The following is a 24302-nucleotide window of genomic DNA, read 5'->3' on the forward strand; positions in this document are numbered from 1 at the left end:
TTTTTGTCCAGACTGCCCTTAGATGATGCCGACGGGTGGTGCTGCGTACGTTTAATACTCATTTTTCATAACGAAAATGGCACAAATCGAATATAAAGACCTCTTGGACGCCGGTGTGCACTTTGGCCACCTTACGCGCAAGTGGGATCCCCGGATGGCCCCGTATATCTTCATGGAGAAGAACGGCATCCATATTATTGACCTTAATAAAACAGTAGCTGCGCTGGACGAAGCATCGAACGCAATCAAAGGTATTGTTCGTTCGGGCCGGAAAGTAATGTTTGTGGCAACGAAGAAACAGGCACAGGAGATCGTTTCGGAAGAAGCGCGTCGTCTGAAAATGCCGTACGTGACCGATCGCTGGCAGGGCGGTATGTTAACGAACTTCGCTACGATCCGCAAATCATTAAAGAAAATGCAAACGCTGGACAAAATGCTGAAAGACGAGGAGACCGTCAAAAGCATTGCCAAGCGGGAGCGTTTGACCCGGTCGCGCGATAAAGAAAAACTGGAACGCGTATTGGGCGGTATTGCCGACCTGACCCGTTTGCCAGCTGCTCTGTTCGTCGTTGACGTTAAGCGCGAGCACATCGCTGTTGCTGAAGCACATCGTCTGGGTATTCCCGTTTTCGCTATGTGCGATACGAACTCGAACCCCGAAGAAGTTGATTTTGCAATTCCAGCCAATGATGACGCTTATAAGTCGATCTCCCTCATCACGCTTGCTATCGGTAAAGCTATCGAAGAAGGCCTGATGGAGCGGAAACAGGATAAAGACGATCAGCGCGTTCAGGAAGAAGAAGACGCAAAACGTGCTGAAGATCTGGCTCAGGCGAAAGCCGAAGGCGAATCGCAGCCTGAAGCAACAGCTGCTCCAGCCGCGGTTGCCGAAACCGAAGACGAGCAGGAAGCATAAACGTGTTATTTCGTTATCAGATTACAGCGTCTTTTTGCCGATTGAAATTTTATAACGACACAATGCTCTAACGAATAGGATAGCCCGTAGCCAGCCGCTATGGGCTATTCCATTTCAGGATACAACTTATTGAGTACCAAACATTTTTTGGCAATTTAAATCGACAATCACCTATTACTATGGCAATCACTGCTGCTGACGTAAACAAACTTCGGCAAGAGACCGGAGCTGGCATGATGGACTGTAAAAAAGCCCTCACCGAAGCCGATGGCGATTTTGAAAAAGCAAAAGAGATTCTGCGCAAACAGGGTCAGAAAATAGCCGACAAACGGGCTGACAACACCACGTCCGAAGGTATCGTACTGGCACACGTTAGCGAGGATGGTAAGAGCGGGAAAGTTATTGCACTGGCTTGCGAAACGGAACCTGTTTCTAAAGTTGCAGATTTTCAGAATCTGGCAATGACGATCATCAGCACAGCCGTTGCGACAAACGCTCCTGATAAAGCGACTTTGTTGGCAACACCGCAGGCTGATGGCCGTTCGCTACAGGATCACATTACAGACCTGATGGGCAAAATTGGTGAAAAAGTCGATGTAGCTTCGTTCGAAACCGTTACTGCCGATAAGGTAGTATCGTATATTCACTCGAATGGCAAACTTGGCGTTTTGGTTGGCTTATCGAACACGAATGAGGCCGACGTGACCGAAGTTGGTAAAGACATCGCTATGCAGATTGCCGCTATGAAGCCGGTTGCTCTGGATAAAGATGGTGTTGACGCTACTATTGTTCAGCGCGAAATTGAGATTGGTAAAGAACAGGCTCGTCAGGAAGGCAAACCTGAAGCAATGCTCGAGAAGATCGCGATGGGTAAATTGAACAAATTCTACAAAGAAAATACGTTACTGAATCAGGAGTTCGTAAAAGACACTTCATTGACGATTGCGCAACTGCTCGAAAAAACGAGCAAAGGACTAACTGTATCTGCATTTAAGCGTGTAGCGATCGGTTGATCTTCTCATTTACCTACCGTTTAGTAAAACCCGGCCACTTGGTCGGGTTTTTTACTTTTCTGTGAAATCGTAAACAAAAGTGCTTGCGTAGATACGGTTATTGAATTGTTGTTAATTTGATCGCCTTCCCAGCATGAAAAATCTTACGGACGAGGAATTGGTAAAACTCTATGTCGATACCGAAAATGAAGATTACTTCACGACAATCTATAAACGGTATTTTCATAGAATACATCGAAAGTGTATGCAGTTTACCCAAAATACAACGCAGGCTGAAGATTTGACGCAGGATATTTTTTTGAGATTGTTTAGTAAACTAAGTAGCTATAAAGAACAGGCTAAGTTTTCAACCTGGATTTATACGATTACACGTAACTACTGCACAGATTATATCCGCTTACCTAAAATCAAGCAGGTAATGATTCTGGAAGAAGGCTGGGAGGAAGAGGTCCAGTCCGCTCTCGTGTCTGATGAACTAAGCGGAAATGTATTCGATGAACTGACCGAATGGCAGTTAAAACGTGCTATGAAGCTGCTGCCCGCCGATGAGCAGTGGCTGCTAAAGCTGAAGTATCTGGATGATTTTAGTATCAAGGAAATTGCGGCCCTATTCGCGGTAACGCCAAGTGCTGTCAAAATGCGGCTAAAACGCTCCCGCGACAAATTGCGCCAATTATACATTGAAGAACCTCCCGTTGAGTCACTATATAGCAAAATAACGTATAATTAATTGTCTCTTATTTTTGCATTATAGATTTATTTCTATCAAATTGGGACTAAATCTCAGTTGATAGCAGAAACGCTTATGCGTATAGAAAGCGCAAGTACGTTCTCTTCTGAGTCACGAAAACCGTTACTATAACTGTCTATCGTGTCTTAACTACCACCGTACTTGATGAAGCATTTTTCGGACGAGGAGTTAGTTCGACTATACGTGGAGACACAGAAGAACGCTTACTTCGAGCGTTTGTATGAACGTTATTGCGATAAGGTTTATCGGAAATGTCTCTCGTTCACAAAAGATCCCGTGCAGGCGGAGGACCTGACTCACGACATTTTCCTGAAACTGGTTGTCAAGATTGGGGGCTTCAAAGAACAGGCAAAATTCTCTACGTGGCTTTATTCAATAACCTATAATTATTGCACAGACCAAATGCGTTCTCCACAACGGCGCGCTGAAGTGTATATGGATGAGGGGTGGGAACGACTGGATGTTGGTGAGGATGATGGATTAGCTGAACTGGCGGAAATGGAAGCGCAGCAGCTAAAAAAAGCGCTGGACAAACTCGACCCCGTAGAACAAAGCCTGATGCTCATGAAGTATCAGGATGACGTTAGCATCCGTGAGATTGCCAACTTAAATGGGATAACTGAAAGCGCTGTGAAGATGCGTTTGAAACGTACCCGAGATAAACTTCGCAAATACTATCTGGCCGGTGCTGTATTCTGGGTGCTGCTGGCCATAAAAGCGGCCCTGTTTATACGGTGGCCATTTCGCTAATAGGTTCATTTACACGCTATGAAAACACATAACCCATTTCTTGAACTCGAACCGGACGCTGAATGTCCTCCTCATTTGAAGGCCGAACTAATCGCAGAAATCGACCTGATCCGCGACGTAGCCACCGTACTGGAGCTTTATATCGGTGACTTGTTCGGGGTCGTCTCTGTGCTGGCTAGTCCGCCCCGTTAGTCCCCAAATTGCTGACTATTACTACCGTAACTACATGAAAGAACTTCCTAACATCACGCAGGTTTTACGTAATACGTTTCAAACACTTATCGATCAATTTGTCGAGTTTGTACCCCGGATACTTGGGTCAATCGTGATTCTGTTGATTGGTATCGCTGTTGCCCGGTTGATCGCCTTCATCGTCCGTCGAATTTTATCCAGGGTGGGTTTTGATAAAATTGGAAGTCGTCTCAATGAAATCAGTATTATAAAACAGCTCAACACGGAAATCAAGCTGAGTGAAATACTGAGCAAAGTACTCTATTACTTTGTACTGCTGGTGTTCATTACGGCTGCCACCGAAACGCTGGGTGTGGGCGCTATCACCGAGATGGTTTCGTCGCTGGTCAACTTCATTCCGAAAGTAATTGCAGCCGCCATTATGTTGCAGGTCGGGGTTTTGCTGGCCGATACGCTACGGGTAGCGGTATTGAACGTATGCCAATCGTTTAATATCTCGTCGGGTCGATTGCTGAGTACGATCGTGTTCGTTTTCTTCATAATTATCACCATTATCAGCGCACTTGGCCAGGCAGGAATCAATACGGAACTGCTTGAATCAAGTTTCAATATCGTCATCGGCGGAGGGATTTTTGCGTTTGCGGTTGGATATGGAATCGCTTCGCGCGATATAATGGCAAACATTCTGTCCTCATTTTATTCCAGAAGTAAATACATAGAAGGTCAAATGATTCAGATTGACGATGTAAAAGGCGAGATTCTGAAGGTAGACACCATGTCGCTGACCCTGAAGACGGGTGAGACAACGACTGTATTCCCATTGCAAGTCCTGCAAACAAAAAAGATTGAGATTTTTAGTTGAAAAGTCAGGCTCGGGTGTGTCTTATTGCGGATCGGTTCGTCTATACCTGATATGAAAATCGCTATCTATACAGTCGTTTGCTGGATCAGCCTTACTTACGCGTTCAGTCAGGATTCAACCAGAACAACGACCAATTTTAAAGACGTTGTGACTGTCAAGCCCGATACGTCGTACTGGCAACGATCATTCAGCGGAGGTGTCAATTTTAATCAGGCATCATTCAGCAACTGGTCGGGTGGGGGTGTCAATTCGATTGCTATTGGCGCTGTTGTTAATGCCCGAGCCTTGTACGAACGGGAGAGGGTATCTTGGGACAACACGGCCGATCTTCAACTGGGTTATGTGAATCAGTTGGGTACTACGCGCAAGGCGGCTGATCAGATTATTGTGATCTCTGTCCTGGGTCGTCAGATTGCGCCGAAGTGGGACTTGTTCGTTTCTGGAACATTCAATACCTTTTTCGCGCCGGGTTACCGCTACGATAAACTCCCCGCCGATCAGACCCGGTTGAAAGTCTCGAACTTTTTTGCACCGGCTCAATTTACGTTTTCCGTGGGTATAGCGTACAAGCCTGCCGATTGGTTTTCCCTGCGGATGAGCCCAATAGCACCCCGATTTACTTTCCTGACCGATGAGTCAGTGCGGGTTCGGCAGCTGGCCGATGGAAACTATGTTTTTGATCCGACTCAGGTAGCCTACGGTGTAGAACCGGGTAAGAGTACGCGAACGGAGTGGCTCGCTTTTCAGCTTCAGACTGTCATTAACCGGAATCTGAGCGATAACATCGCGTTGAATGCTCGTTATCAACTTTTCACTCAGTATGCTCAGCTAGATAATATCAATCATCGGCTCGACCTGACATTGACGGCTAAAGTGACCCGTTATTTGAGTACGACTTTCGGTTTGATTGGTCTGTATAACAAAGATTTCAGTTCGGAATTACAAATTCAGCAAACGCTGGCCATTGGCCTGGTCTACAACCTTAGCTCGTTCCGTAAGAAAAAAGAGCCGATCAAAGCAACAGATCCGCTACCGGGTCGATTTTGATTTTAAGTAAGGATTGTCTAGTTTAACCGCCTTAATCTTTAATCTAACTAGCTTATGTTAAGAGAGTTTCGTACATTCATTGCACAAGGTAATGTGCTCGACCTGGCCGTTGGTATTATTATAGGTGCTGCTTTTGGTAAGATCACCACATCACTGGTCGAGGATATAATCAATCCAATTCTGGGGTTGGTAATCGGTGGTATAGATTTTAGCCAGTTGAAAATTGTCTTGAAAGAAGCTGTCGGTACGGCACCCGAAGTGGCCATTCGCTACGGTAACTTTGTGAATGTACTGATTCAGTTTTTAATTATAGCCTGGGTCATTTTCCTCATTGTCAAACTGGCCAATCGCGCTCGTTTCTCTAGTTCGTTAGCTCCCAAAGAATAACCATTGTCTGGAAAAATAAACGAAAAGCCCTGGAGATAGCCGGGGCTTCTTCATTTATGCGTTATTTTGCCACTAGTTTACATGATTATGGCAGCGAAGAAAATAGCGATTCTTGGTGGTGGCGAAAGTGGCGTAGGCGCAGCCTTACTGGCTCGGGCAAAAGGATTCGATGTGTTTTTATCGGATAGAGGGTCGCTAAAAGAAGCGTATCGGACCACGTTACAGAATGCTTCAATTCCGTTTGAGGAGGGGCAGCATAGCGAAGAGCGTATTCTCGACGCGGCTGAGGTGGTCAAAAGCCCCGGTATTCCGGCAACGGTGCCCCTGGTTCAAAAACTGAAAGCGCAGGGAACGCCGGTTATCTCGGAAATTGAATTTGCCGCCCGTTATACGAAAGCAAAACTAATCGGTATAACCGGCAGCAACGGCAAAACAACCACAACGTTGCTGACTTACCACCTACTCAAAACGGCGGGTTTTAACGTTGGGCTCGCGGGGAACGTAGGCGATAGTTTTGCGGCTCAGGTGATCGACGATTCATTCGATTATTTCGTGCTTGAGTTGAGCAGTTTCCAGCTGGACGATATGTACGACACCCACCTCGACGTGATGGTGATGCTCAACATTACGCCCGATCACCTGGACCGCTACGGCTATGATTTTCAGAACTATACCGACTCAAAGTTTCGGATTATCCAGAATGCCAGACCGGAGGACACCTTTATCTATTTCCAGGAAAGCCAGCCGATCCTTAATGAATTGGCAAAGCGGAACCCATTGATACAGCGCCTGCCCATTTCTCTCGAAACCACGCCGTCTCCGGGTGGCTATTTTCAGAATGGTGAAATCGTGGCAACCTATGGCTCTGACGCCTATCGTGTAGCTTTGACCGATACAACCCTGCGTGGTCCGCATAACGCGATCAATACACTAGCTGCTGTACTGACCGCTAAGTCGCTGGATATTTCGAACGATGTGATTACGAAGGGACTGAAAACGTTCCAGAACGCACCCCACCGACTTGAGCCAGCTGGTACTAAGAATGGCGTTGTGTTCATCAACGACTCCAAAGCCACCAATGTCGATTCGGTATTCTACGCCCTGTCAAGCATGGATGTGCCAACGATCTGGATTGCAGGTGGCCAGGATAAAGGGAATGAGTATAGCGAACTCGACCAACTGGTGCACCAGAAAGTAAAAGCACTGATTTGTTTGGGTATCGATAACCATAAATTAGTAAGTTACTTCGGCGATAAGGTTGCGGCTATTTATGAGACGCAAAGTATAACCGATGCCGTGGCCAAAGGACTGGAATGGGGGCAGCCCGGCGATGCTGTTTTGCTGTCTCCGGCCTGCGCAAGTTTTGACTTATTCAAAAATTATGAAGATCGTGGTAATCAGTTCAAGGCTGCGGTCAACCACTTAATTGAGTCTGATAACTAGCTAATTAGTAGCTGGTTATTGTTCGTTATCTGTTCTTTAAAAACCATGGTTCTGCGCGACTGGATTCGTACTCATCTTAAAGGCGACCGCCAAATCTGGTGGATCGTCCTGTATTTATCGATCATGAGCGTGTTGGTCGTGTATAGTGCAACGGGGACGAAGGCGTTTCGGGAGCTGGACGGCAACACCGAAATATTCCTGCTCAAGCACGGATCGCTGTTGATGCTTGGTTTAGTCTGTACCTACTTCGCACACAAGATCAATTACATCTACTATGCCCGGTTAGCTAAATTCGGGTTGTGGCTGTCCATTCCATTGCTCTTATGGGCTTTTTTTAAAGGATCGACTCTCAATGATGCGTCGCGCTGGGTGACCATTCCGATCATTAACCAGACATTTCAACCGTCGGATTTAGCGAAGCTGGCCCTCATATCCAGTTTAGCGGCCATGCTGGCCAAGCGGCAGCGATTCATGAGTGATCCCAGCGTTCTGATCAACATGATCTTCTGGATTGCGTTGATCTGTTCGCTCATCGTCTTATCGAATACATCGACAGCTTTATTATTGGGGGCGACCTGCTTCCTGCTCATGTATATTGGCCGGGTTCCCGTTCGCTATCTGGCCATCATGGTTGGGGCCTGTATCGTTTTTGGCAGTATCGGTTTATATCTGGGCCAGCGGTTTGGCACGGCTACTAACCGGATCAAGAGTTTTATGGATTCCGACAAGGTAGTCTACCAGGTCGAACAATCGTATATCGCGCTCGCCAATGGAGGATTGGTCGGACAGGGCCCTGGCAACAGCCACCAGCGCAACACACTCCCAAACCCTTTTTCGGACTTTATTTATGCCATTATCGTTGAAGAGTACGGCTTGTTAATGGGCGGTATTCCGGTCGTACTGGCTTATATCTGGTTCTTGTGGCGAGGCATCAAAGCCATTCAGAAAACGACACGCCCGTTTGGCGGGCTCCTATCGGCGGGCCTGACCTTCAGCATTGTCTTTCAGGCATTTGCCAGTATTTGCGTAGCGATTGGGTTAGCTCCCGTTACCGGTCAGCCCTTGCCGTTACTCAGTATGGGGGGCACTTCACTGATCTTTACGGGACTGGCTATCGGCATCGTGTTGAGTGTCAGCCGTGATGAAGTCGACGAGAGTAAAATTTAGTGTTGTGCCGGGTTACCGGACTCGTGCGTAGTTCATGATTCGCTAACGGACCAGCAATCGGAAAACTATAGTCTACAACTATACATCAAATGAAAGTTATTATCAGCGGGGGCGGCACCGGTGGACATATTTACCCGGCCATTGCCATTGCCAACGAATTGAAAGTCCTGGACCCTACTACGCAAATTCTGTTTGTAGGGGCCGAAGGAAAAATGGAAATGGAGAAAGTGCCCCGAGCTGGTTATGAGATCGTTGGCTTGCCTGTCGTTGGTATCAAGCGTGAATTCACACTGGCGAATCTGGCTTTTCCCATCAAATTAGGCCGGAGTTTTCTGCGTGCTCAGCAGATCGTTCGTGAGTTTCGGCCCGATGCGGCTGTTGGTGTGGGTGGCTATGCGAGTGGCCCGCTGTTGTTCGCGGCATCACTGAAAGGAATTCCAACGCTGATTCAGGAGCAAAACTCGTATGCCGGGCTGACAAACAAGGCATTAGCCCGGTGGGCAGAACGTATTTGTGTAGCCTATCCGGGTATGGACGCGTTCTTTCCCGCCGATAAAATAAAAGTGACGGGGAATCCGGTACGCAGTGATATTCAGTTTGCCGATCAGCAAATCGATGCCGGGCGGAAACTGTTTGGGCTGGAAACGAACCGTCCTACAGTATTGGTCATTGGCGGGAGTCAGGGCGCCCGAACGCTGAACGAAAGTCTGGAGGCTGGTCTACACCGATTTGTGGATGCGGGCGTTCAAGTAGTTTGGCAAACCGGAACGGCGTTTATCGAACGGGCGCGGGCGGCTGTTGCGGCAACAGGCTCACCGTTAATCAAGGCTTACGACTTCATCTACGAGATGGATAAAGCTTATGCGGTGGCTGATGCCGTGGTATCGAGAGCAGGTGCGTTGTCCGTATCCGAACTTTGTTTGGTCGGTAGGCCCGCCATTTTAGTACCTTTGCCGACGGCTGCGGAAGATCACCAGACAAAAAATGCCATGAGTCTGGTCGATCGGCACGCTGCTTTGCTGGTCAATGACCGCACCGCGCGCGAAGAGCTCGTAACGGCTGCGCTGGCCTTACTGGCTAATTCGGCCCAGCGTCAGCAACTAAGTACTGAGATTAAGACACTGGCAAAGCCGAATGCGGCCCGTGAAATTGCAGAAGAAGTAACAAAACTTATCAACTAGGAGCAAAGCGGAAAAACGGTTGCGCAAGATACAAGCGCGTTCCCTGCTTTAGCGGTCCACTCCTTTTCGACGTATGACCTTAGATCAGTTCAAGTACATTTATTTTTTGGGTATTGGTGGCATTGGCATGAGCGCCCTTGCCCGATGGTTTGGTGTGAATGGGTATGACGTGGCCGGTTACGACAAGACGCCTACGGCGCTGACAACCGCGCTGCAAACCGAAGGCATGGCAATTCATTTTCTGGAAGATGTTGAGCAGATACCCGTTTCGTTTCGCCAGAACCCGTCCGAAACGCTCGTTATCTACACACCTGCTGTTCCGAAAACGCATCAGGAATATATTTATTTAACGGAAAACGGCTTTACCTTACAGAAACGCTCCCAGGTATTAGGGTTGCTGGCTGGCCAGATGAAAACCGTTGGCGTTGCCGGGACGCACGGCAAAACGACAACCTCCTCGATGGTGGCCCACATTCTTCGTCATTCGGGCGTGAACTGTGCGGCTTTTCTGGGCGGAATCACCAATAACTACGGGACGAATTTTCTGCTCAATGAGCCTGCCGACGATCTGCGATCGGTCGTTTGTGTCGTAGAAGCCGATGAGTTCGATCGTTCTTTCCTGACCTTATTTCCCAATCTGGCCATTGTTACATCGACGGATGCCGACCATCTGGATATTTACGGCGCGCATGAGGCTGTGCTTGAGTCATTTGCCATTTTTGTTAGCCAGATCGAGTCAGACGGTACGCTGTTCATGAAAAAAGGATTGGCGCTGACCGATAAAACAAAAGCAACTGTCCAGCAGTATTCTCTTGACGAGGGCGATTATTACAGCCAAAATCTGACGATTGAAAACGCGGCATTTGTATTCGATTTGGTATATCCAGATGGTGTTATTGATGCTATTCACTTAGTTGTTCCGGGTTACCATAACGTCGAAAATGCGGTTGCTGCCGGGGCAGTAGCGCTGAAATTGGGTGTCTCTCCAGAGGCCATTCGATCGGCGTTGAATAGTTATCTGGGCGTTCGTCGGCGATTCGAGTACGTGCTTAAAACAGATGAGGCTGTGCTTATCGACGATTATGCGCACCACCCGGCTGAAGTGAAAGCGTTTCTGCAATCCGTTAAAGCCTTATACCCAGACCGTGAGTTGACAGCTATCTTTCAGCCGCACCTGTTCACGCGCACCCGCGATTTTGCCGAAGGGTTTGCGGAAAGCCTGTCGCTGGCTGATTCGGTAATTCTGCTGGATATTTATCCGGCCCGCGAATTACCAATCGAGGGCGTGACCTCAGAATTGATTTTTCGGGATATTCGCTCTAAAACGAAGCAACGAAGTACCAAAGACGAACTACTCGACGTTGTGCGGGGGATGAAACCATCGTTGCTTGTTACTATTGGAGCCGGTGATGTGGATCAAATGTTACCAGCCTTGAAAAGCGTGCTAAAAGACCAATAGATAAAAATATCTGGATGACGACTTAGCTTATACACAGATGTTTTCTACCTTTAAATCAATCAAGAAGTGGTTGGTCACAATTGGGGGAGTTTTTTTGCTCTTTTGTCTAATCGCTTTTACTGAAATCCGGCACAGACAGAAGCGCGTTCAGGCCGTTATTGTACATATCGACCAAATCGATGGACATTCTTTCCTAACGCGTCGGGATGTAACCGGTTATCTGACCAATGGCGGGGCTGATCCGGTGATCGGTAAAGAGTATAAAGAGCTTGACTTCCATCAGTTGGAGGAGCGGCTTCAGAATCATGGATTGATAAACAAATGTCAGGTGTCCCGTGATCTTACGGGAGATTTGCTGGTCACGATCGAACAGCCCAGACCGGTTGCTCGGTTAATGGCATCGAATGAGGGGTTGAGGATGGTAGCGGGACAGTATGTAAGCGAAGACGGTAAATTTTTTCCCATCTCGATGAATTATTCGGCCCGCGTACCGGTGTTAACGGGGAATTACTTTGACAAAAATCGTTCGCTCGCCAACGAACGGAACAAACCGTTGCTGGAATTACTGAAACGAGTGCGTAATGACCCGTTTTGGCGGGCTCAGATCACTGAGCTATCGGTTGATGAGCAGGGAAGGATAACAATGTGGCCGCAAGTGGGCAACCATCAGATCGAATTCGGGACTCCGACCGATCTGGAGGCCAAGTTGAAAAAACTGAAATTATTTTATACGGACGTTCTACCGGTAAAAGGTTGGGACCGATATAGCCGGGTGAATGTCCAATACAGAAATCAAATCGTGTGCGAATGACGACGACAAACATTGGCGATAAAATCGTGGTAGGGCTCGACATCGGCAGTACAAAAGTGTGTGCCGTAGCGGGTCGGGTGGTGCGTAATAACAAAGATCAGGAAACACTCGAAGTGCTGGGCGTTGGCGAAACATTGCTGACCGATGGCGTGACGAAAGGATCGGTTGTAAATGTCAATAATACGGTAAGTGCAATCAAACGGGCTGTTGCGGAAGCATCGAATCAATCGAATCTGAACATTCATCTGGTCAATGTAAGCTTTAGCGGAGCGCACGTTTTATCAGTCAAGTCAAGTGGAAGTATTACTCGTTCGTCGTCAGGCGATGAGATTCAGTCGGAGGATATCGATCACCTGTTAAGTGACATGTATCGAACGTCCATTCCAGCTGACAAAGAAATTATTCACGTACTGCCAATGGATTTTGTGGTTGACGGCGAAACGAACGTCAATCAACCCGTAGGTCGTAACGGTGTTAAGCTTGGTGCTGATTTTCAGTTGATCACGGCTCAGGCTAACGCGGCCCGGAATGTTCGCAAATGCATCATGCGGAACAATCTTCAGCAGGAAACGATGATGTTGTCACCCCTGGCATCGGGATTGGCGGTGCTGACCGATGAAGAGAAAGACGCGGGTGTTGCACTGGTGGATATTGGTGGTGGCACGACTGAGTTAGCCATTTATTATCGGGGTGTTTTACGGCACGTAGCTGTATTTCCGTGGGCGGGCAATAGTCTGACTGCCGATATTCAGTCGGGTTGTAAAATAATGCCCGATCAGGCCGAGCAACTGAAAAAACGATTTGGCAATGCCGATCCGGGCGAATATAACATCAATGAAGTAGTAGCTGTACCGGGTTTGAGCAATCGCAAACCAAAGGACGTACTGCTCAAAAATGTGGCCGTAATTATTGAAGATCGGCTGCGCGAAATTGCTGCGCTGGTACAGGCTGAAGTGATTCGGGCTGGCTACGAAGGAAAACTGCTGGCGGGTATTGTGCTGACAGGCGGAACGGCTCTTGTACCGGGTGTAGAACATATCTTCAGCCGGGTAACGGGAACGGAAGCAAAAGTTGGCTATCCGGAGCACCTGGAACCAAATGGACGGGCCGATCTGGTGGGTGATCCGGCGTATGCCACGGCTGTTGGCCTGGTCTGGGCGGGTTATAAAACCATCGACAACCGGATCTCGTTCATCAGCGATCCAGCCAGAGCTGCTTATATCGAAGAACAGGCACCAGCGCCTGCTCGTCCATCCTACGGTAATCCGGTAATAAGCAGTCGGGATAAAACGCCTGAAAAGGAAATTCCCAAGAAGGAAAAAGGAGGATTTTTGAGCTGGCTGAAAGAAGCGCTCCAGCCAATTCGAGGCAGCGAAACCGATCCTTATTGATCCATTGGGGGTAACCGGCCTGGAGCCGGTTTAATCGTATACAGGCAGTTTGTTAATTTACACAAAAAAGACACCACCTAATAAGATGCTGAGTCAGGGCTATAGATTCGATATACCAGACGACAATCCAACGATCATCAAGGTTGTGGGCGTGGGTGGCATGGGCGGCAATGCCGTCAAGCACATGTTCAACCTGGAGATGAAGGATGTAAACTTCGCCGTTTGCAACACAGACCGACAGGCTCTAATGAGCAACCCTGTGCCGACCAAGTTACAACTGGGTGATGGATTGGGAGCCGGTACAGAAGCGAAAGCCGGCGAAGATGCAGCCCGTGCCAGCATCGAAGAGATTCGAAACCTGTTGGCTCCACCGACCAAGATGGTTTTTATCACCGCCGGTATGGGGGGCGGCACGGGTACAGGTGCAGCTCCGGTTGTGGCCGAAGTGGCTCGTGAAATGGGATTATTGACGGTGGCCGTTGTTACGGCACCGTATTATTTTGAAGGGACCGATAAGAAAGAACAGGCCCGTGAAGGTATTGAAAAGCTGAAGAAAAGCTGCGATACGGTTCTGGTCGTGTTGAATGATAAGCTGGCCGAATTATACAGCGAACTCACCTGGACGGATGCCTATGCGCATGCGGACGACGTGCTGGCGAATGCGGTAAAAAGCATTGCCGAAATCATTACAACCCAGGGTGACATCAACGCTGACTTTGCCGACGTAAAGAAAGTGCTCGAAGGAGCTGGTCAGTCGGTGATGGGTTCGGCGGAAGCAGGTGGTGAAGATCGGGCGCTCAACGCCATTGAAGCAGCCCTGAATTCGCCATTGCTCAACGATCACGACATCCGGGGTGCCAAGCGTATTCTGCTCACAATCTCGTCCAGCAAAGAGCACGCTATGAAACTGAAAGAGCAAATGGCTATTTCAGAACACGTGGCCAAGAAGATTCAGGCCGAAGCCCGAATGTTCAAATTCGGTGCAATCACGGACAAAAATCTTGGGGATAGCTTACGGGTAACTGTCATAGCGGCTGGATTCGATGGGACAGATACGCTCATGAATCAGCTGAAAGGCAAATCGCTTCCTAACGTCGAGGAAACGGCTGTGGTCGAAGAAGTCGAGGAAACGGTAGATACACCCGAAGATGCGCTGAACGAAGAAAATTCGCTATTGACTGATGAGGCAGCATTGGCAGAGATCGAGCCAACATCGCCCGAAACGGCGACTGTTACGCCGAAGGTCAATGAACGCGAGTTGACACCTACGGGTCTCAATGGAACCACGATCGTGCGTCCCGAGTCCCTGAATGGCAGCTTCCGGCCAACCCACGATGACGATGGGGGCACACTGGTCATGGACGAAGAAGAACGGCATGATGATGCCGATCTGATCAGGCGTACTGTCGATGCTTTCGCGAAGGGGCAGTATTCCGCTTCTGATCTTGACCGGCCCGCATTTGAGCGCAACAAAACCGTTCTCTATGCTATGCCGCTGTTGCCTGAAAATGAATTCGTTCGCTCCAAGTTGAACGAATAACTGATCTGATTTTGCGACAAAAGGGCTTTCTCGACGGAAGCCCTTTTTCATTGATGATTTGTGTCATAAACCGCTTTCGTCATTCAGTTCGATTCAGGCATTGACACGGATTTCGGTCCGTATAACCAATAGTATCGTGACGCACCTCGATGTGAAGAGCGCCATTCTAGCGCAGGCTAACCCTGAACGGGCTCAGTCATCAGCCTCGTTTTTTAAGACGAAACCTGGTCAATACGGCGAAGGAGATCAGTTTATGGGGCTTTCCATGCCGCAGCAACACGCCATTGCCAAGCAATATCTAACGCTTTCGATCGACGATGTAGAACAGTTAGTGCACGAGCCGTTCCACGAAATGCGGATGACTGGTCTTCTGATCTGGGTATATCAGGCTCGAAAAGCCGGTGCGATACAGCAGGCGATTTTGATGGATCGATATGTGGCGAATCGGCGTTACGTCAATAACTGGGATTTAGTCGATGTATCGTGCCCGTACCTGGTCGGTCAGCCCTTGCTCCAGCGCGATCGTTCTATTCTTTACGACTTAGTGCAGGAGGATCATTTATGGAGCCAACGAATGGCGATCGTGTCGACAGTCGCGTTTATTCGAGCCGGACAATTTGCGGATACACTGGCTATCGCGGAGCTATTGCTGACGCATAAACATGATCTGATTCACAAGGCGGTTGGCTGGATGTTGCGGGAAGTGGGCAAGCGTAATATTGACGCACTCGACGAATTTTTGCACGATTACGGGAGGCAAATGCCCCGTACATCGCTGCGTTATGCGATCGAACGGTTCGAACTGGCCCGTCGCACCTATTATCTGACACGGTAAATGGGAGAATTGGTCGATGGACTTTGTATCTTTACACCCCACATTGGCAACTGTCAACTAAAAACCGGCCTGCCTCATAGCGGCTATCAACTGTAAACTTAGACTATGTCTTGGTTCGTCCGAAAAGATAAGGGTATTCAAACCCCGACCGAAATGAAGCGGGAAGCCCCCGACGGTCTGTGGTATCAATGCCCAAACTGTAAGAAAGTGATGCATACGCGCGAGCACAAACTCAACGCGTATACGTGTGTTCACTGCAATTATCACGAGCGAATAGGTTCGGAAGCTTATTTTTCCATCCTGTTCGACGACAATGAGTTCACCGAACTGGATGCAACGATGATCTCGGCCGATCCGTTGAACTTCGTTGACACAAAAGCGTATCCGGATCGGGTAAAGTCAACGATTGCCAAAACCGGGTTACGGGATGCCGTTCGGACTGCCTATGGTCCGGTCAACAGCCGAATCGTTACGATGGCGGTTATGGATTTTAACTTCATCGGCGGCTCGATGGGGTCGGTTGTCGGTGAGAAAATCGCCCGTGCCATTGACTACGCGATAAAAAATAAAACGCCTTTCCTGATGATTTCACGGTCGGGGGGAGCGCGGATGATGGAAGCCGGTTTTTCGCTGATGCAGATGGCAAAGACCTCCGCCAAATTAGCGTTGTTGTCGGAAGCGAAACTACCTTATGTATCGTTGCTGACGGACCCGACGACGGGTGGAGTTACGGCATCATACGCCATGCTGGGCGATTTCAACATTGCCGAGCCGGAAGCATTGATCGGCTTCGCTGGCCCACGGGTCATCCGGGAAACCATCGGTAAAGATTTGCCGAAAGGATTTCAGAGCGCCGAATTCGTTCTTGATCACGGCTTTCTCGACTTTATTGTTGACCGGAAAGATCTGAAAGACAAGCTGACAAATCTGTTTAGAATGTTGATGTAATGTAGAGACCGGCGGACCAGTCTCTACAAATGGATTATTTATGCGACTTGTCTCCCATCCGGTTTTGTGTAACTACTATGTGACGTACCGCTGTAACGCCACCTGTAGTTTCTGCGATATATGGGAGCGTCCTTCTCCGTATGTTACGCTGGATAATGCCCGCGAAAACCTTCGGGATCTGAAAAAATTAGGCGTTCGGGTGATTGATTTTACCGGTGGAGAGCCCTTGCTGCACCGTCAGTTGCCCGAACTGCTTCAGGAAGCTAAGCGGCTCGGCTTTATCACAACCGTCACGACCAACGCGTTACTGTATCCCAAACAGGCTGAACGCTTGCGGGGGCTGGTCGATATGCTTCATTTTTCGCTCGATTCACCCATTGCCGCCGAACACGATCAGTCTAGAGGAGTTCGCTGCTTCGATAAAGTAATGGAGTCGATCGCGCTGGCTCGGCAACTGGGTGAGCGACCCGATATTCTGTTCACCGTATTTGACCGGAACATCGAACAGATCAGGCAGATGCACGAAGAGATTTGTTTGCCCAACGATCTGGTTCTGATTCTGAATCCCGTTTTCGAGTACAATACGGTTGAAACGGGCGACCGTTTATCCGATGCCGCGCTGAAGGAGTTGTCGTGGTGGGGGAAACAAAAAAATGTTTACCTAAACGAAGCGTTTATTCAGCTCCGACTCGATGGTGGTAATCACGTCGATGACCCTATTTGCAAGGCAGGTAGCACCACCATCGTCATTTCTCCGGAAAATAAGCTTGTCTTACCCTGCTACCATTTAGGGTTGAAAGATTTTGCCGTTGACGGACACCTGTATGACCTCTACCGTTCAGCCGACGTGCAGAAACTGGTGGCGCTGGAAGGCCGACTGCCCGCCTGCGAAGGGTGCGTGATCAATTGCTACATGCAGCCGTCGTTTGCCGTTGAAGTGAACAAGTACTGGTGGAAAGCCCTGTCCAGCACGCTCAAGTACAACTGGATAAAGGGTACCTGGAAGCAACTGGTCTAATCACTTTTTTATAATTTTGCGCACCATCGACCGCCCGTCAATCGTGGCATGGATCAAATAAACGCCCTGTGCCAAACTGCCCATACCAATAACTTGTTCGTGCTGCCGGGCTACCCGATTGAAAGCGAGTCGATGAAGTTCCCGACCGTTTGCATCGACTAATCGCAGCGATACGGTAGACGGCTGGCTGGTCTGGACGACCACTTGCAGGCGATCGTCAACCGGATTTGGAAAAACGGTAAACGAGACGTCTTCGTCCTTATAGTTGGATAAAGCCGTAACAAGTGCTCCTTCAAGGGCTGGTTCGTAAGGTGGAAGAACGCCGGGTGTGCCGGGCTTATCGACAACAATTAGCGGAATTTCCTCAATTGTCTGACTCAGCAGAACGCCATTTCGGTATTCGCTGACGGTGATTGCCACACTAAAATAGCCCAGTTGCGTTGGCATGTCCCACGTCAGTTCGCCGGTTCGACTCGCAAGCTTAAAGGTGCCCTGCCGGGTTAGATCGTTCGGAAACTGGTACGAGCCGATGGATCGGAAACTGCACGGGTCATTGGTATTAATCGTCAGCGGGCGTGTCAGCGCATACACCAGACTATCGCCCTCGGCATCTTTAGCCTGTAAGGAAAGGGTAGTTCGCTGATTCGCAGCGATCTGAAAGCTGGCTGTCGTGAGGGCCAATGCCGGCGTCTGGTTTGGGGTTGTATTGGTCAGAAATGTGGTTCTCAGCGTCAGGGACTCCTGTTGCGTGGCACTATTGGGAATGTTGACCGATGGCGTCCGGTTCTGCAGAGAGGTTGTTACGGAATAGGTGCCGGGACCGGCGTAGGTATGATTCATCCGGTAGGTATTCACGCTAATTTCTCGGTTCGACACCAGCAGCCGGCTTTGTCTGGTTACGGTTTGTGTCTGCCCATCGCCGAAACACAACAGTATACCGTTCATATTGTCAGCAGCAGTGGCTCCCTCCCGTTCATTGAGATACAAAGTTGCTGTTACTTCGTACGTCAATGAGGAGCCTGCTATTGGTTTTACCTGAATATAACCACCGAGTAGGTGAGTGCCGTAAGAAACCTGACCGCCTAGAATCAGTAGGCTTAGCAGTAGAAACGTTCTCATAAGTAGTTGAGGGATAAGACGTAGTTGACCGAATAACTCTAAATAGGTACATTGTCGTATAGCGACATACTGAAGATTTTTTAAACGGTATTTCACTCAGTTTAACCATGCTTTACACGGCCGATCAAACCACCGAGTTGCCCGCCAGCGGCTTTCGTTACCTACGGACAACGCTGGACGATCATGTCCTGACGATCACGCTGAATCGCCCCGAAAAGAAAAATGCGCTGAATCCGGCCATGCTGAACGAACTGGCTTTTGCGTTGGCCTATGCGCACTATACTGCATCGGTTTGGCTTGTTGTGCTGGCAGCCGCAGGGGACACCTTCTGCGCCGGTATGGACCTGAAAGCGCTGTCGTCTGGTGAGGGTGAGCTGGGTACGGTTCCTGAACCAGCCGGCCCTGTTCGGCTGGGTGAGCTGATGGCGCAACTGCGCAAACCCTGCGTTGCCCAAGTACAAGGGCCGGTGTATGCGGGTGGCTTTCTGCTGGTAGGAGGGAGTACCTACGTTGTTGCGGCTGAGTCGGCAACGTTTAGCCTGCCGGAGGTGAAGCGGGGCCTGTTCCCGTTTCAGGTACTGGCTATATTACTGGAAATCATGCCTGCCCGAACGGCTCTCGATCTGTGCCTGCGCGCCCGAACACTGACTGCCACCGATGCGCTGGCCATCGGTCTGGTAACAGAAATTGCTCCACCGGATGACTTAAATTCAGCGGTCAGCCGCTTGACGAACGAATTAAAACAGTTTTCGCCGACCGCTACCACCTTTGGGCTACGCGCCTATCAGCAACTGAAAAGCCTGCCGTCGAGCGAACAGCAGGCTTATCTGTACGACCAATTTCAGCAGCTTCAGCAAACACCCGATGCGAAAGAAGGCATGGCGGCTTTTCTGGAGAAACGAAAACCGAACTGGACGTCGTAATACGTAACAGTAAAGATCGCTAGGGGCAATTCTGCTTTCTACGGGTGTCGATGATGGTTTGGATTTTCCAGGCCCCCGCCAGCTTCACTAGCGTAAACGCGTTGACGCCACAGTGGCTTTGCTGGCCGTTGTAATAGAAGGAGTAGGGTGTCCAGGCGGTTGCCAGTTCACCATCAATTTTAATGTCCATGCCCGATAGTCGTTCGTCCAGCGATCCGGGTTTGGCTTTGCCGACAGAGGCTATAAACTTACTGATAGCCTCGTCCTGGACCGACACCTCGCCCTGCTTGTTCATGACGGTTTGTAAGCGGGCTCCGGGCGCCATGATGGATTTGATCAGGGTTGAATCTGCTTTTTTCATGCTCTCGAATAGTTGATTAATCGAAGCCCGGACGGCGGCTTCGTCGGTTGGTGACTGGGCGATGGCTGGAAAGCAGGCAAAGGATGCCAGCAGGAACAGTACGGCTTTCATGGGGTTACATTAAGATAGGTACGAGAAATAAAAGCGGCCCTGCCCGAGCGAATTATCAGTGACAATTCGCTCGGGCAGGGCCGCTCGCGGATCAATGATCGATTAAATATACTGATTGACGATCATTTCGTAAAGCTCCTGTTTGCCACTGACTTGCTTCGGCTCTCCGTTGGCCATGGCGTAGGAACGTAGGTCGTCTAACGTTAATTCGCCCTTCTCGAACCGAGCACCTTCGCCACCGTCGTAGCTAGCATACCGGTCAGCGCGTAACTGCTTGTATTTCGACTTGCCCAGAATGGCCTCGGCTGCAATCGCTGCCCGCGCGAAGGTATCCATACCGCCAATGTGCGCGATGAAAATATCTTCCAGATCCGTCGAGTTCCGCCGGGTCTTGGCATCGAAATTCACGCCACCCGATTTCAAACCGCCCGCTTCCAGAATTACCAACATCGCTTCGGTTAGTTCATACACATCAACCGGAAACTGATCAGTATCCCAGCCGTTCTGGTAGTCACCCCGGTTGGCATCGATCGACCCCAGCATGTTGTTGTCAGCTGCTACCTGCAATTCGTGCGCAAAGGTGTGGCTGGCCAGCGTAGCGTGGTTGGTTTCTATGTTGAGCTCGAAATCATCCTGTAACCCAAAACGGTTCAGGAAACCGACCACCGTAGCCGCGTCGAAGTCATACTGATGCTTGGTTGGTTCCATCGGCTTCGGCTCGATGTAGAACGATCCCGTAAAGCCCTGTTTGCGCGCATAATCCCGGCTGATCTGAAGGAATTTGCCTAGGTGCTCCTGCTCACGCTTCATGTTGGTGTTGAGCAGCGACATGTACCCTTCGCGACCGCCCCAGAAGGTATAGCCACGACCACCCAGTTCAATGGTAGCGTCGATGGCATTCTTGACCTGCCAGCCGCCATGTGCCAGTACGTGGAAGTCGGGGTTGGTTGAGGCACCGTTCATGTAGCGTTCGTGCGAGAAGAGGTTCGCCGTTCCCCATAACAGCTTGACACCACTAGCCGCCTGCTTCTGTTTGGCATAGTCGACGATGGCGCGGAAGTTTTTCTCGAACTCAGCATTCGAATTGCCTTCGGGCGCTACATCGACATCGTGGAAGCAGTAGTACTCCATGCCTATTTTGGTGATGAACTCGAAGGCCGCGTCCATCTTTTCGTGCGCAGCCGCGAGTGGGTCCGAATGCTGATCCCACGGAAAATGCTTAACCCCAGGACCAAATGGATCGGCTCCCGTGCCGCAGAAGGTGTGCCAATAGGCGGTAGCAAACCGGAACAGATCCTTCATCGGTGTGCCGAGAATGGACCTGTTGGCGTCGTAAAATTTGAAAGCCAATGGATTGTCGGATTCGCGACCTTCGTATTGGATTGGTTTTTCAATAAACGGGAAAAACGTTTTTTCGCCGAGCGTTAAGTTCGTACCAGACATGCTTATTGGGTTTTGAAACAGATAAGGTCCCAAAGGTCACTAGCGCTTGGGACTATAGCAACTAGAGAAAGGCCGGAGTGCCCAGTTTCTTACTACTGCGCCGGCACCGGCACATAAAAACCATCGGGCTGTTTGAAGGGGAGCAATGAGGAATAGCTTCCATCATACTGACGCACAGGTCCGGTAAGCTGGTATAAAGGCATCACCTGTACATTCGATGCCCAGAATTGCGTGTCGATATAGAATTCATTTTTGAAATCCTTGTCTGTCGAGAGCGTGAGGTAATTCCGAAACGTCAATGGCGATTTCTCTGCACTGTAGGAGAAGATGTCGACCATGACCGGCTTTTTCTGTTCTGGACGCCAGAGGGATTTCTCCGGCATTATGTCGGGCGTTCCGGATAGAGCCAGTGCGCCCCTGGGAACAACCACGAATTGCTGCTTGTAGAGTCTGGTTCTGGGTGGAATAAAGCTAACCTGATCTTCTTTCGCGATAGTACCACTTGTTGTGATCGAATAGCGGCTACGATAACCGCCGTACGATGACAATTGGACGTTGGCTACATCGGACCAGTAATCGACTTTTTCCTGACCAAAAATCAGGGAGGAACGTTTCCAGTCGATGTACAAAGGCTGATTCAACTTGTTGGTTATCGATACCTTCATCTGCCCCCGTTCGCTGGCAAAGCTGTATTGAAGCGTTAGGGTATCGTTATCCAGAACCAGCCCTTCGGTTGTTGGCTTGACGTTGCTTCCCCGCAACGTAATAACCTGTACTTTAGGTGAACATCCCGCCAGGAGGATCAATGCAACAACCAGGAGGTATATTATTTTCATAATCTTCCCTAAGAACTAATGATCAATTCACCCCAGAAAAATACGACAGCTGAACCGCAATAGAGCCTGTTTGTCAGCGGGTGTCGGATGGCCGATACGCCGTATCTCCAAGATACGGCGTATCGGCCATCCGACACCCGCTAATATAATTAATGCTTCTGTTGCAGTAATGACAGCCACTGTCCGTAAGCGTCCCGATAGGCTTCCTGCGCGCGCATGTCTGGCTCGATGGTCCGTACGACTTTCAGGCCGGAGAAGGCTTCCTGCGCATTCTTGTAATAACCCAGCCCCAGTCCGGCCCCACGGGCGGCACCCTGAGCACCATCGGTATTATATAGTTCAATCGATGCACCCGTCAGATTCGCGAGCGTATCGCGGAAGAGTGGGCTTAGGAACATATTCGCTTCGCCCGCCCGGATCGTTTGCAGGCCAACACCGACGCTTTCCATGACCTGAATACCATAATACAGCGCAAAGACAATGCCTTCCTGGGCTGCGCGGATAAAATGGGGTAAGCCGTGGCGCGTCAATTGCAAACCATGAAACGAAGCACCCAGATCGGCATTTTCAAGAACGCGTTCGGCTCCATTGCCGAAGGGAAGACACTGCAAACCATCGGCACCGATGGGGGCTTCATGCGCCAGAACGTTCATCTCGTCGTAGCCAATCGATCGGTTGAGGACCTGATTGCGAAGCCAGCTGTTCAGAATACCCGTGCCATTTACGCACAACAAAACACCGTAACGGGGCGCTGTGGGCGTATGACTAACGTGCAAAAAGGTATTGACCCGCGACTTGGGATCGTAGTTGACCTGATCGCTCACCCCATATACGACACCTGATGTTCCGGCGGTAGCCGCAATCTGGCCCGGCTCCAACACATTCAGGGAGAACGCATTATTGGGCTGGTCGCCAGCGCGGTACGTAACGGGTGTCCCGGCGGAGAGGCCAAGCTCGGCGGCTGCCGATGTGCTCAATTCGCCCTGTGGCGCGAAGGTTGGTTTGATCGTTGGAATCAGTCCGGAATCAAAACCGAAGTAATCCAATAGAAACTGAGCTGGCTGATCGGCCTGGAAATCCCAGAACACACCTTCCGATAAGCCCGATGCGGTCGTGACGATATCGCCCGTCATGCGAGCCGCCAGGTAATCGCCGGGAAGCATGAATTTGTAAACCTGTGCATACACGTCCGGCTCGTTCGCTTTAACCCAGGCGAGTTTGGCAGCGGTGAAATTGCCCGGTGAGTTGAGTAAATGCTGGAGCGTACGTTCGTGGCCCAGATCGTCGAATGCACGGTTCCCAAACGGAACGGCGCGGCTGTCGCACCAGATAATGGAAGGGCGCAGTACATTGAACGCTTTATCGACCACGACCAGTCCATGCATCTGGTACGAAATGCCAATGGCTTTCACGTCTTCCGGCCGAACGTTTGCTTTCTTTAAAACAGCTTTGCTGGCCAGACAGGCGTTTTTCCACCAGTTTTCGGGTTGCTGTTCGGCGAATCCCGCTTGTGGAGATTCAATGGCCATTTCAGTTTCCGGAAAAAAAGCAGAAGCGACCGCCGTGCCGCTTTCTGCCTCAACTAAACACGCTTTAACGGACGAACTGCCCAGGTCGAAGCCAATAAGATACATGGAAATAGGTTTTAGGATTTATGAGGTACAGGGTATGGGCAAGCGTAGTCGCCAAACGACAAACCACCGTACCGTAACCATCTTTTTTGGTGCAAAATACACAATCCTAAACAGACATCAACACCCGACCGCTTCCTCAATCTACGGGCTCGTTTCGAAAATGA

General features: G+C 49.7%; 24 protein-coding genes. 19 read left to right on the forward strand and 5 right to left on the reverse strand.

Going from position 1 to position 24302, the window contains the following annotated elements:
* Nucleotides 1–76: 76 nt before the first annotated feature.
* From rpsB to GK091_RS02500, 18 genes are all read left to right on the forward strand, one after another.
* A complete protein-coding gene (gene rpsB / locus GK091_RS02420; RefSeq protein ID WP_164035026.1) occupies nucleotides 77–916 on the forward strand; it encodes a 30S ribosomal protein S2 in 840 nt (279 codons plus the stop codon).
* A 179-nt stretch (nucleotides 917–1095) separates the two neighbouring features.
* Nucleotides 1096–1929 carry a translation elongation factor Ts gene (gene tsf, locus GK091_RS02425; RefSeq protein WP_164035027.1) on the forward strand — a complete coding sequence of 278 codons (834 nt, stop codon included), beginning with the start codon at nucleotides 1096–1098 and terminating at the stop codon, nucleotides 1927–1929.
* A 133-nt stretch (nucleotides 1930–2062) separates the two neighbouring features.
* Nucleotides 2063–2659 carry an RNA polymerase sigma factor gene (locus GK091_RS02430; protein WP_164035028.1) on the forward strand — a complete coding sequence of 199 codons (597 nt, stop codon included), beginning with the start codon at nucleotides 2063–2065 and terminating at the stop codon, nucleotides 2657–2659.
* Between the two features lie 165 nt (nucleotides 2660–2824).
* Entirely contained in the window at nucleotides 2825–3430 is a 606-nt protein-coding gene (locus GK091_RS02435; protein WP_164035029.1) for an RNA polymerase sigma factor, read from the forward strand.
* 18 nt (nucleotides 3431–3448) lie between these two features.
* Nucleotides 3449–3622, forward strand: a complete 174-nt coding sequence (locus GK091_RS29365) for a hypothetical protein (RefSeq protein WP_170312620.1) — start codon at nucleotides 3449–3451, stop codon at nucleotides 3620–3622.
* 34 nt (nucleotides 3623–3656) lie between these two features.
* Nucleotides 3657–4484: a mechanosensitive ion channel family protein gene (locus tag GK091_RS02440; protein WP_164035030.1), complete on the forward strand. Its 828-nt coding sequence runs from the start codon at nucleotides 3657–3659 to the stop codon at nucleotides 4482–4484.
* Between the two features lie 51 nt (nucleotides 4485–4535).
* A complete protein-coding gene (locus GK091_RS02445; RefSeq protein ID WP_164035031.1) occupies nucleotides 4536–5531 on the forward strand; it encodes a DUF3078 domain-containing protein in 996 nt (331 codons plus the stop codon).
* A gap of 54 nt (nucleotides 5532–5585) precedes the next feature.
* Nucleotides 5586–5918, forward strand: a complete 333-nt coding sequence (mscL, locus tag GK091_RS02450) for a large-conductance mechanosensitive channel protein MscL (protein ID WP_164035032.1) — start codon at nucleotides 5586–5588, stop codon at nucleotides 5916–5918.
* An 87-nt stretch (nucleotides 5919–6005) separates the two neighbouring features.
* Nucleotides 6006–7361, forward strand: a complete 1356-nt coding sequence (gene murD, locus GK091_RS02455) for a UDP-N-acetylmuramoyl-L-alanine--D-glutamate ligase (RefSeq protein ID WP_164035033.1) — start codon at nucleotides 6006–6008, stop codon at nucleotides 7359–7361.
* A 45-nt stretch (nucleotides 7362–7406) separates the two neighbouring features.
* Nucleotides 7407–8528: an FtsW/RodA/SpoVE family cell cycle protein gene (locus GK091_RS02460; RefSeq protein WP_164035034.1), complete on the forward strand. Its 1122-nt coding sequence runs from the start codon at nucleotides 7407–7409 to the stop codon at nucleotides 8526–8528.
* A gap of 89 nt (nucleotides 8529–8617) precedes the next feature.
* Nucleotides 8618–9709 (forward strand): undecaprenyldiphospho-muramoylpentapeptide beta-N-acetylglucosaminyltransferase, encoded by a 1092-nt coding sequence (gene murG, locus GK091_RS02465; RefSeq protein WP_164035035.1) that lies wholly within the window; start codon nucleotides 8618–8620, stop codon nucleotides 9707–9709.
* A 73-nt stretch (nucleotides 9710–9782) separates the two neighbouring features.
* Complete coding sequence (gene murC, locus GK091_RS02470; RefSeq protein ID WP_164035036.1) at nucleotides 9783–11168, forward strand: UDP-N-acetylmuramate--L-alanine ligase; 1386 nt, start codon at nucleotides 9783–9785, stop codon at nucleotides 11166–11168.
* Nucleotides 11169–11205: 37 nt separating this feature from the next.
* On the forward strand, nucleotides 11206–11979 hold the full coding sequence (locus GK091_RS02475; RefSeq protein ID WP_164035037.1) for a cell division protein FtsQ/DivIB: 774 nt from the start codon (nucleotides 11206–11208) through the stop codon (nucleotides 11977–11979).
* On the forward strand, nucleotides 11976–13370 hold the full coding sequence (gene ftsA, locus GK091_RS02480) for a cell division protein FtsA (RefSeq protein ID WP_170312621.1): 1395 nt from the start codon (nucleotides 11976–11978) through the stop codon (nucleotides 13368–13370). Before GK091_RS02475 ends, ftsA begins: the two co-directional genes overlap by 4 nt.
* Nucleotides 13371–13455: 85 nt before the next feature.
* Nucleotides 13456–14910 (forward strand): cell division protein FtsZ, encoded by a 1455-nt coding sequence (ftsZ, locus tag GK091_RS02485; RefSeq protein WP_164040513.1) that lies wholly within the window; start codon nucleotides 13456–13458, stop codon nucleotides 14908–14910.
* A 136-nt stretch (nucleotides 14911–15046) separates the two neighbouring features.
* The gene (locus tag GK091_RS02490) at nucleotides 15047–15745 is read left to right on the forward strand and encodes a DNA alkylation repair protein (RefSeq protein WP_164035038.1); all 699 of its coding nucleotides are present in this window, start codon (nucleotides 15047–15049) and stop codon (nucleotides 15743–15745) included.
* A 105-nt stretch (nucleotides 15746–15850) separates the two neighbouring features.
* A complete protein-coding gene (gene accD / locus GK091_RS02495) occupies nucleotides 15851–16693 on the forward strand; it encodes an acetyl-CoA carboxylase, carboxyltransferase subunit beta (protein WP_164035039.1) in 843 nt (280 codons plus the stop codon).
* A 40-nt stretch (nucleotides 16694–16733) separates the two neighbouring features.
* Nucleotides 16734–17711, forward strand: a complete 978-nt coding sequence (locus GK091_RS02500; protein ID WP_164035040.1) for a radical SAM protein — start codon at nucleotides 16734–16736, stop codon at nucleotides 17709–17711.
* On the opposite strand, the gene GK091_RS02505 is transcribed toward GK091_RS02500, so the two are convergent.
* On the reverse strand, nucleotides 17712–18830 hold the full coding sequence (locus tag GK091_RS02505) for a T9SS type A sorting domain-containing protein (RefSeq protein ID WP_164035041.1): 1119 nt from the start codon (nucleotides 18828–18830) through the stop codon (nucleotides 17712–17714). It abuts the gene before it with no gap.
* A 107-nt stretch (nucleotides 18831–18937) separates the two neighbouring features.
* On the opposite strand from GK091_RS02505, the gene GK091_RS02510 reads away from it, so the two are divergent.
* Complete coding sequence (locus GK091_RS02510) at nucleotides 18938–19753, forward strand: enoyl-CoA hydratase/isomerase family protein (protein ID WP_164035042.1); 816 nt, start codon at nucleotides 18938–18940, stop codon at nucleotides 19751–19753.
* A 19-nt stretch (nucleotides 19754–19772) separates the two neighbouring features.
* On the opposite strand, the gene GK091_RS02515 is transcribed toward GK091_RS02510, so the two are convergent.
* The 4 genes from GK091_RS02515 to GK091_RS02530 form a co-directional block, all read right to left on the reverse strand.
* Entirely contained in the window at nucleotides 19773–20225 is a 453-nt protein-coding gene (locus tag GK091_RS02515; protein ID WP_164035043.1) for a nuclear transport factor 2 family protein, read from the reverse strand.
* 102 nt (nucleotides 20226–20327) lie between these two features.
* Nucleotides 20328–21668 carry a xylose isomerase gene (xylA, locus tag GK091_RS02520; RefSeq protein WP_164035044.1) on the reverse strand — a complete coding sequence of 447 codons (1341 nt, stop codon included), beginning with the start codon at nucleotides 21666–21668 and terminating at the stop codon, nucleotides 20328–20330.
* 92 nt (nucleotides 21669–21760) lie between these two features.
* The gene (locus GK091_RS02525; protein ID WP_164035045.1) at nucleotides 21761–22504 is read right to left on the reverse strand and encodes a hypothetical protein; all 744 of its coding nucleotides are present in this window, start codon (nucleotides 22502–22504) and stop codon (nucleotides 21761–21763) included.
* A gap of 149 nt (nucleotides 22505–22653) precedes the next feature.
* Nucleotides 22654–24138 (reverse strand): xylulokinase, encoded by a 1485-nt coding sequence (locus GK091_RS02530; protein WP_164035046.1) that lies wholly within the window; start codon nucleotides 24136–24138, stop codon nucleotides 22654–22656.
* Between the last annotated feature and the right edge of the window lie 164 nt (nucleotides 24139–24302).

It is taken from the genome of Spirosoma agri (assembly GCF_010747415.1).
Lineage (GTDB): Bacteria > Bacteroidota > Bacteroidia > Cytophagales > Spirosomataceae > Spirosoma > Spirosoma agri.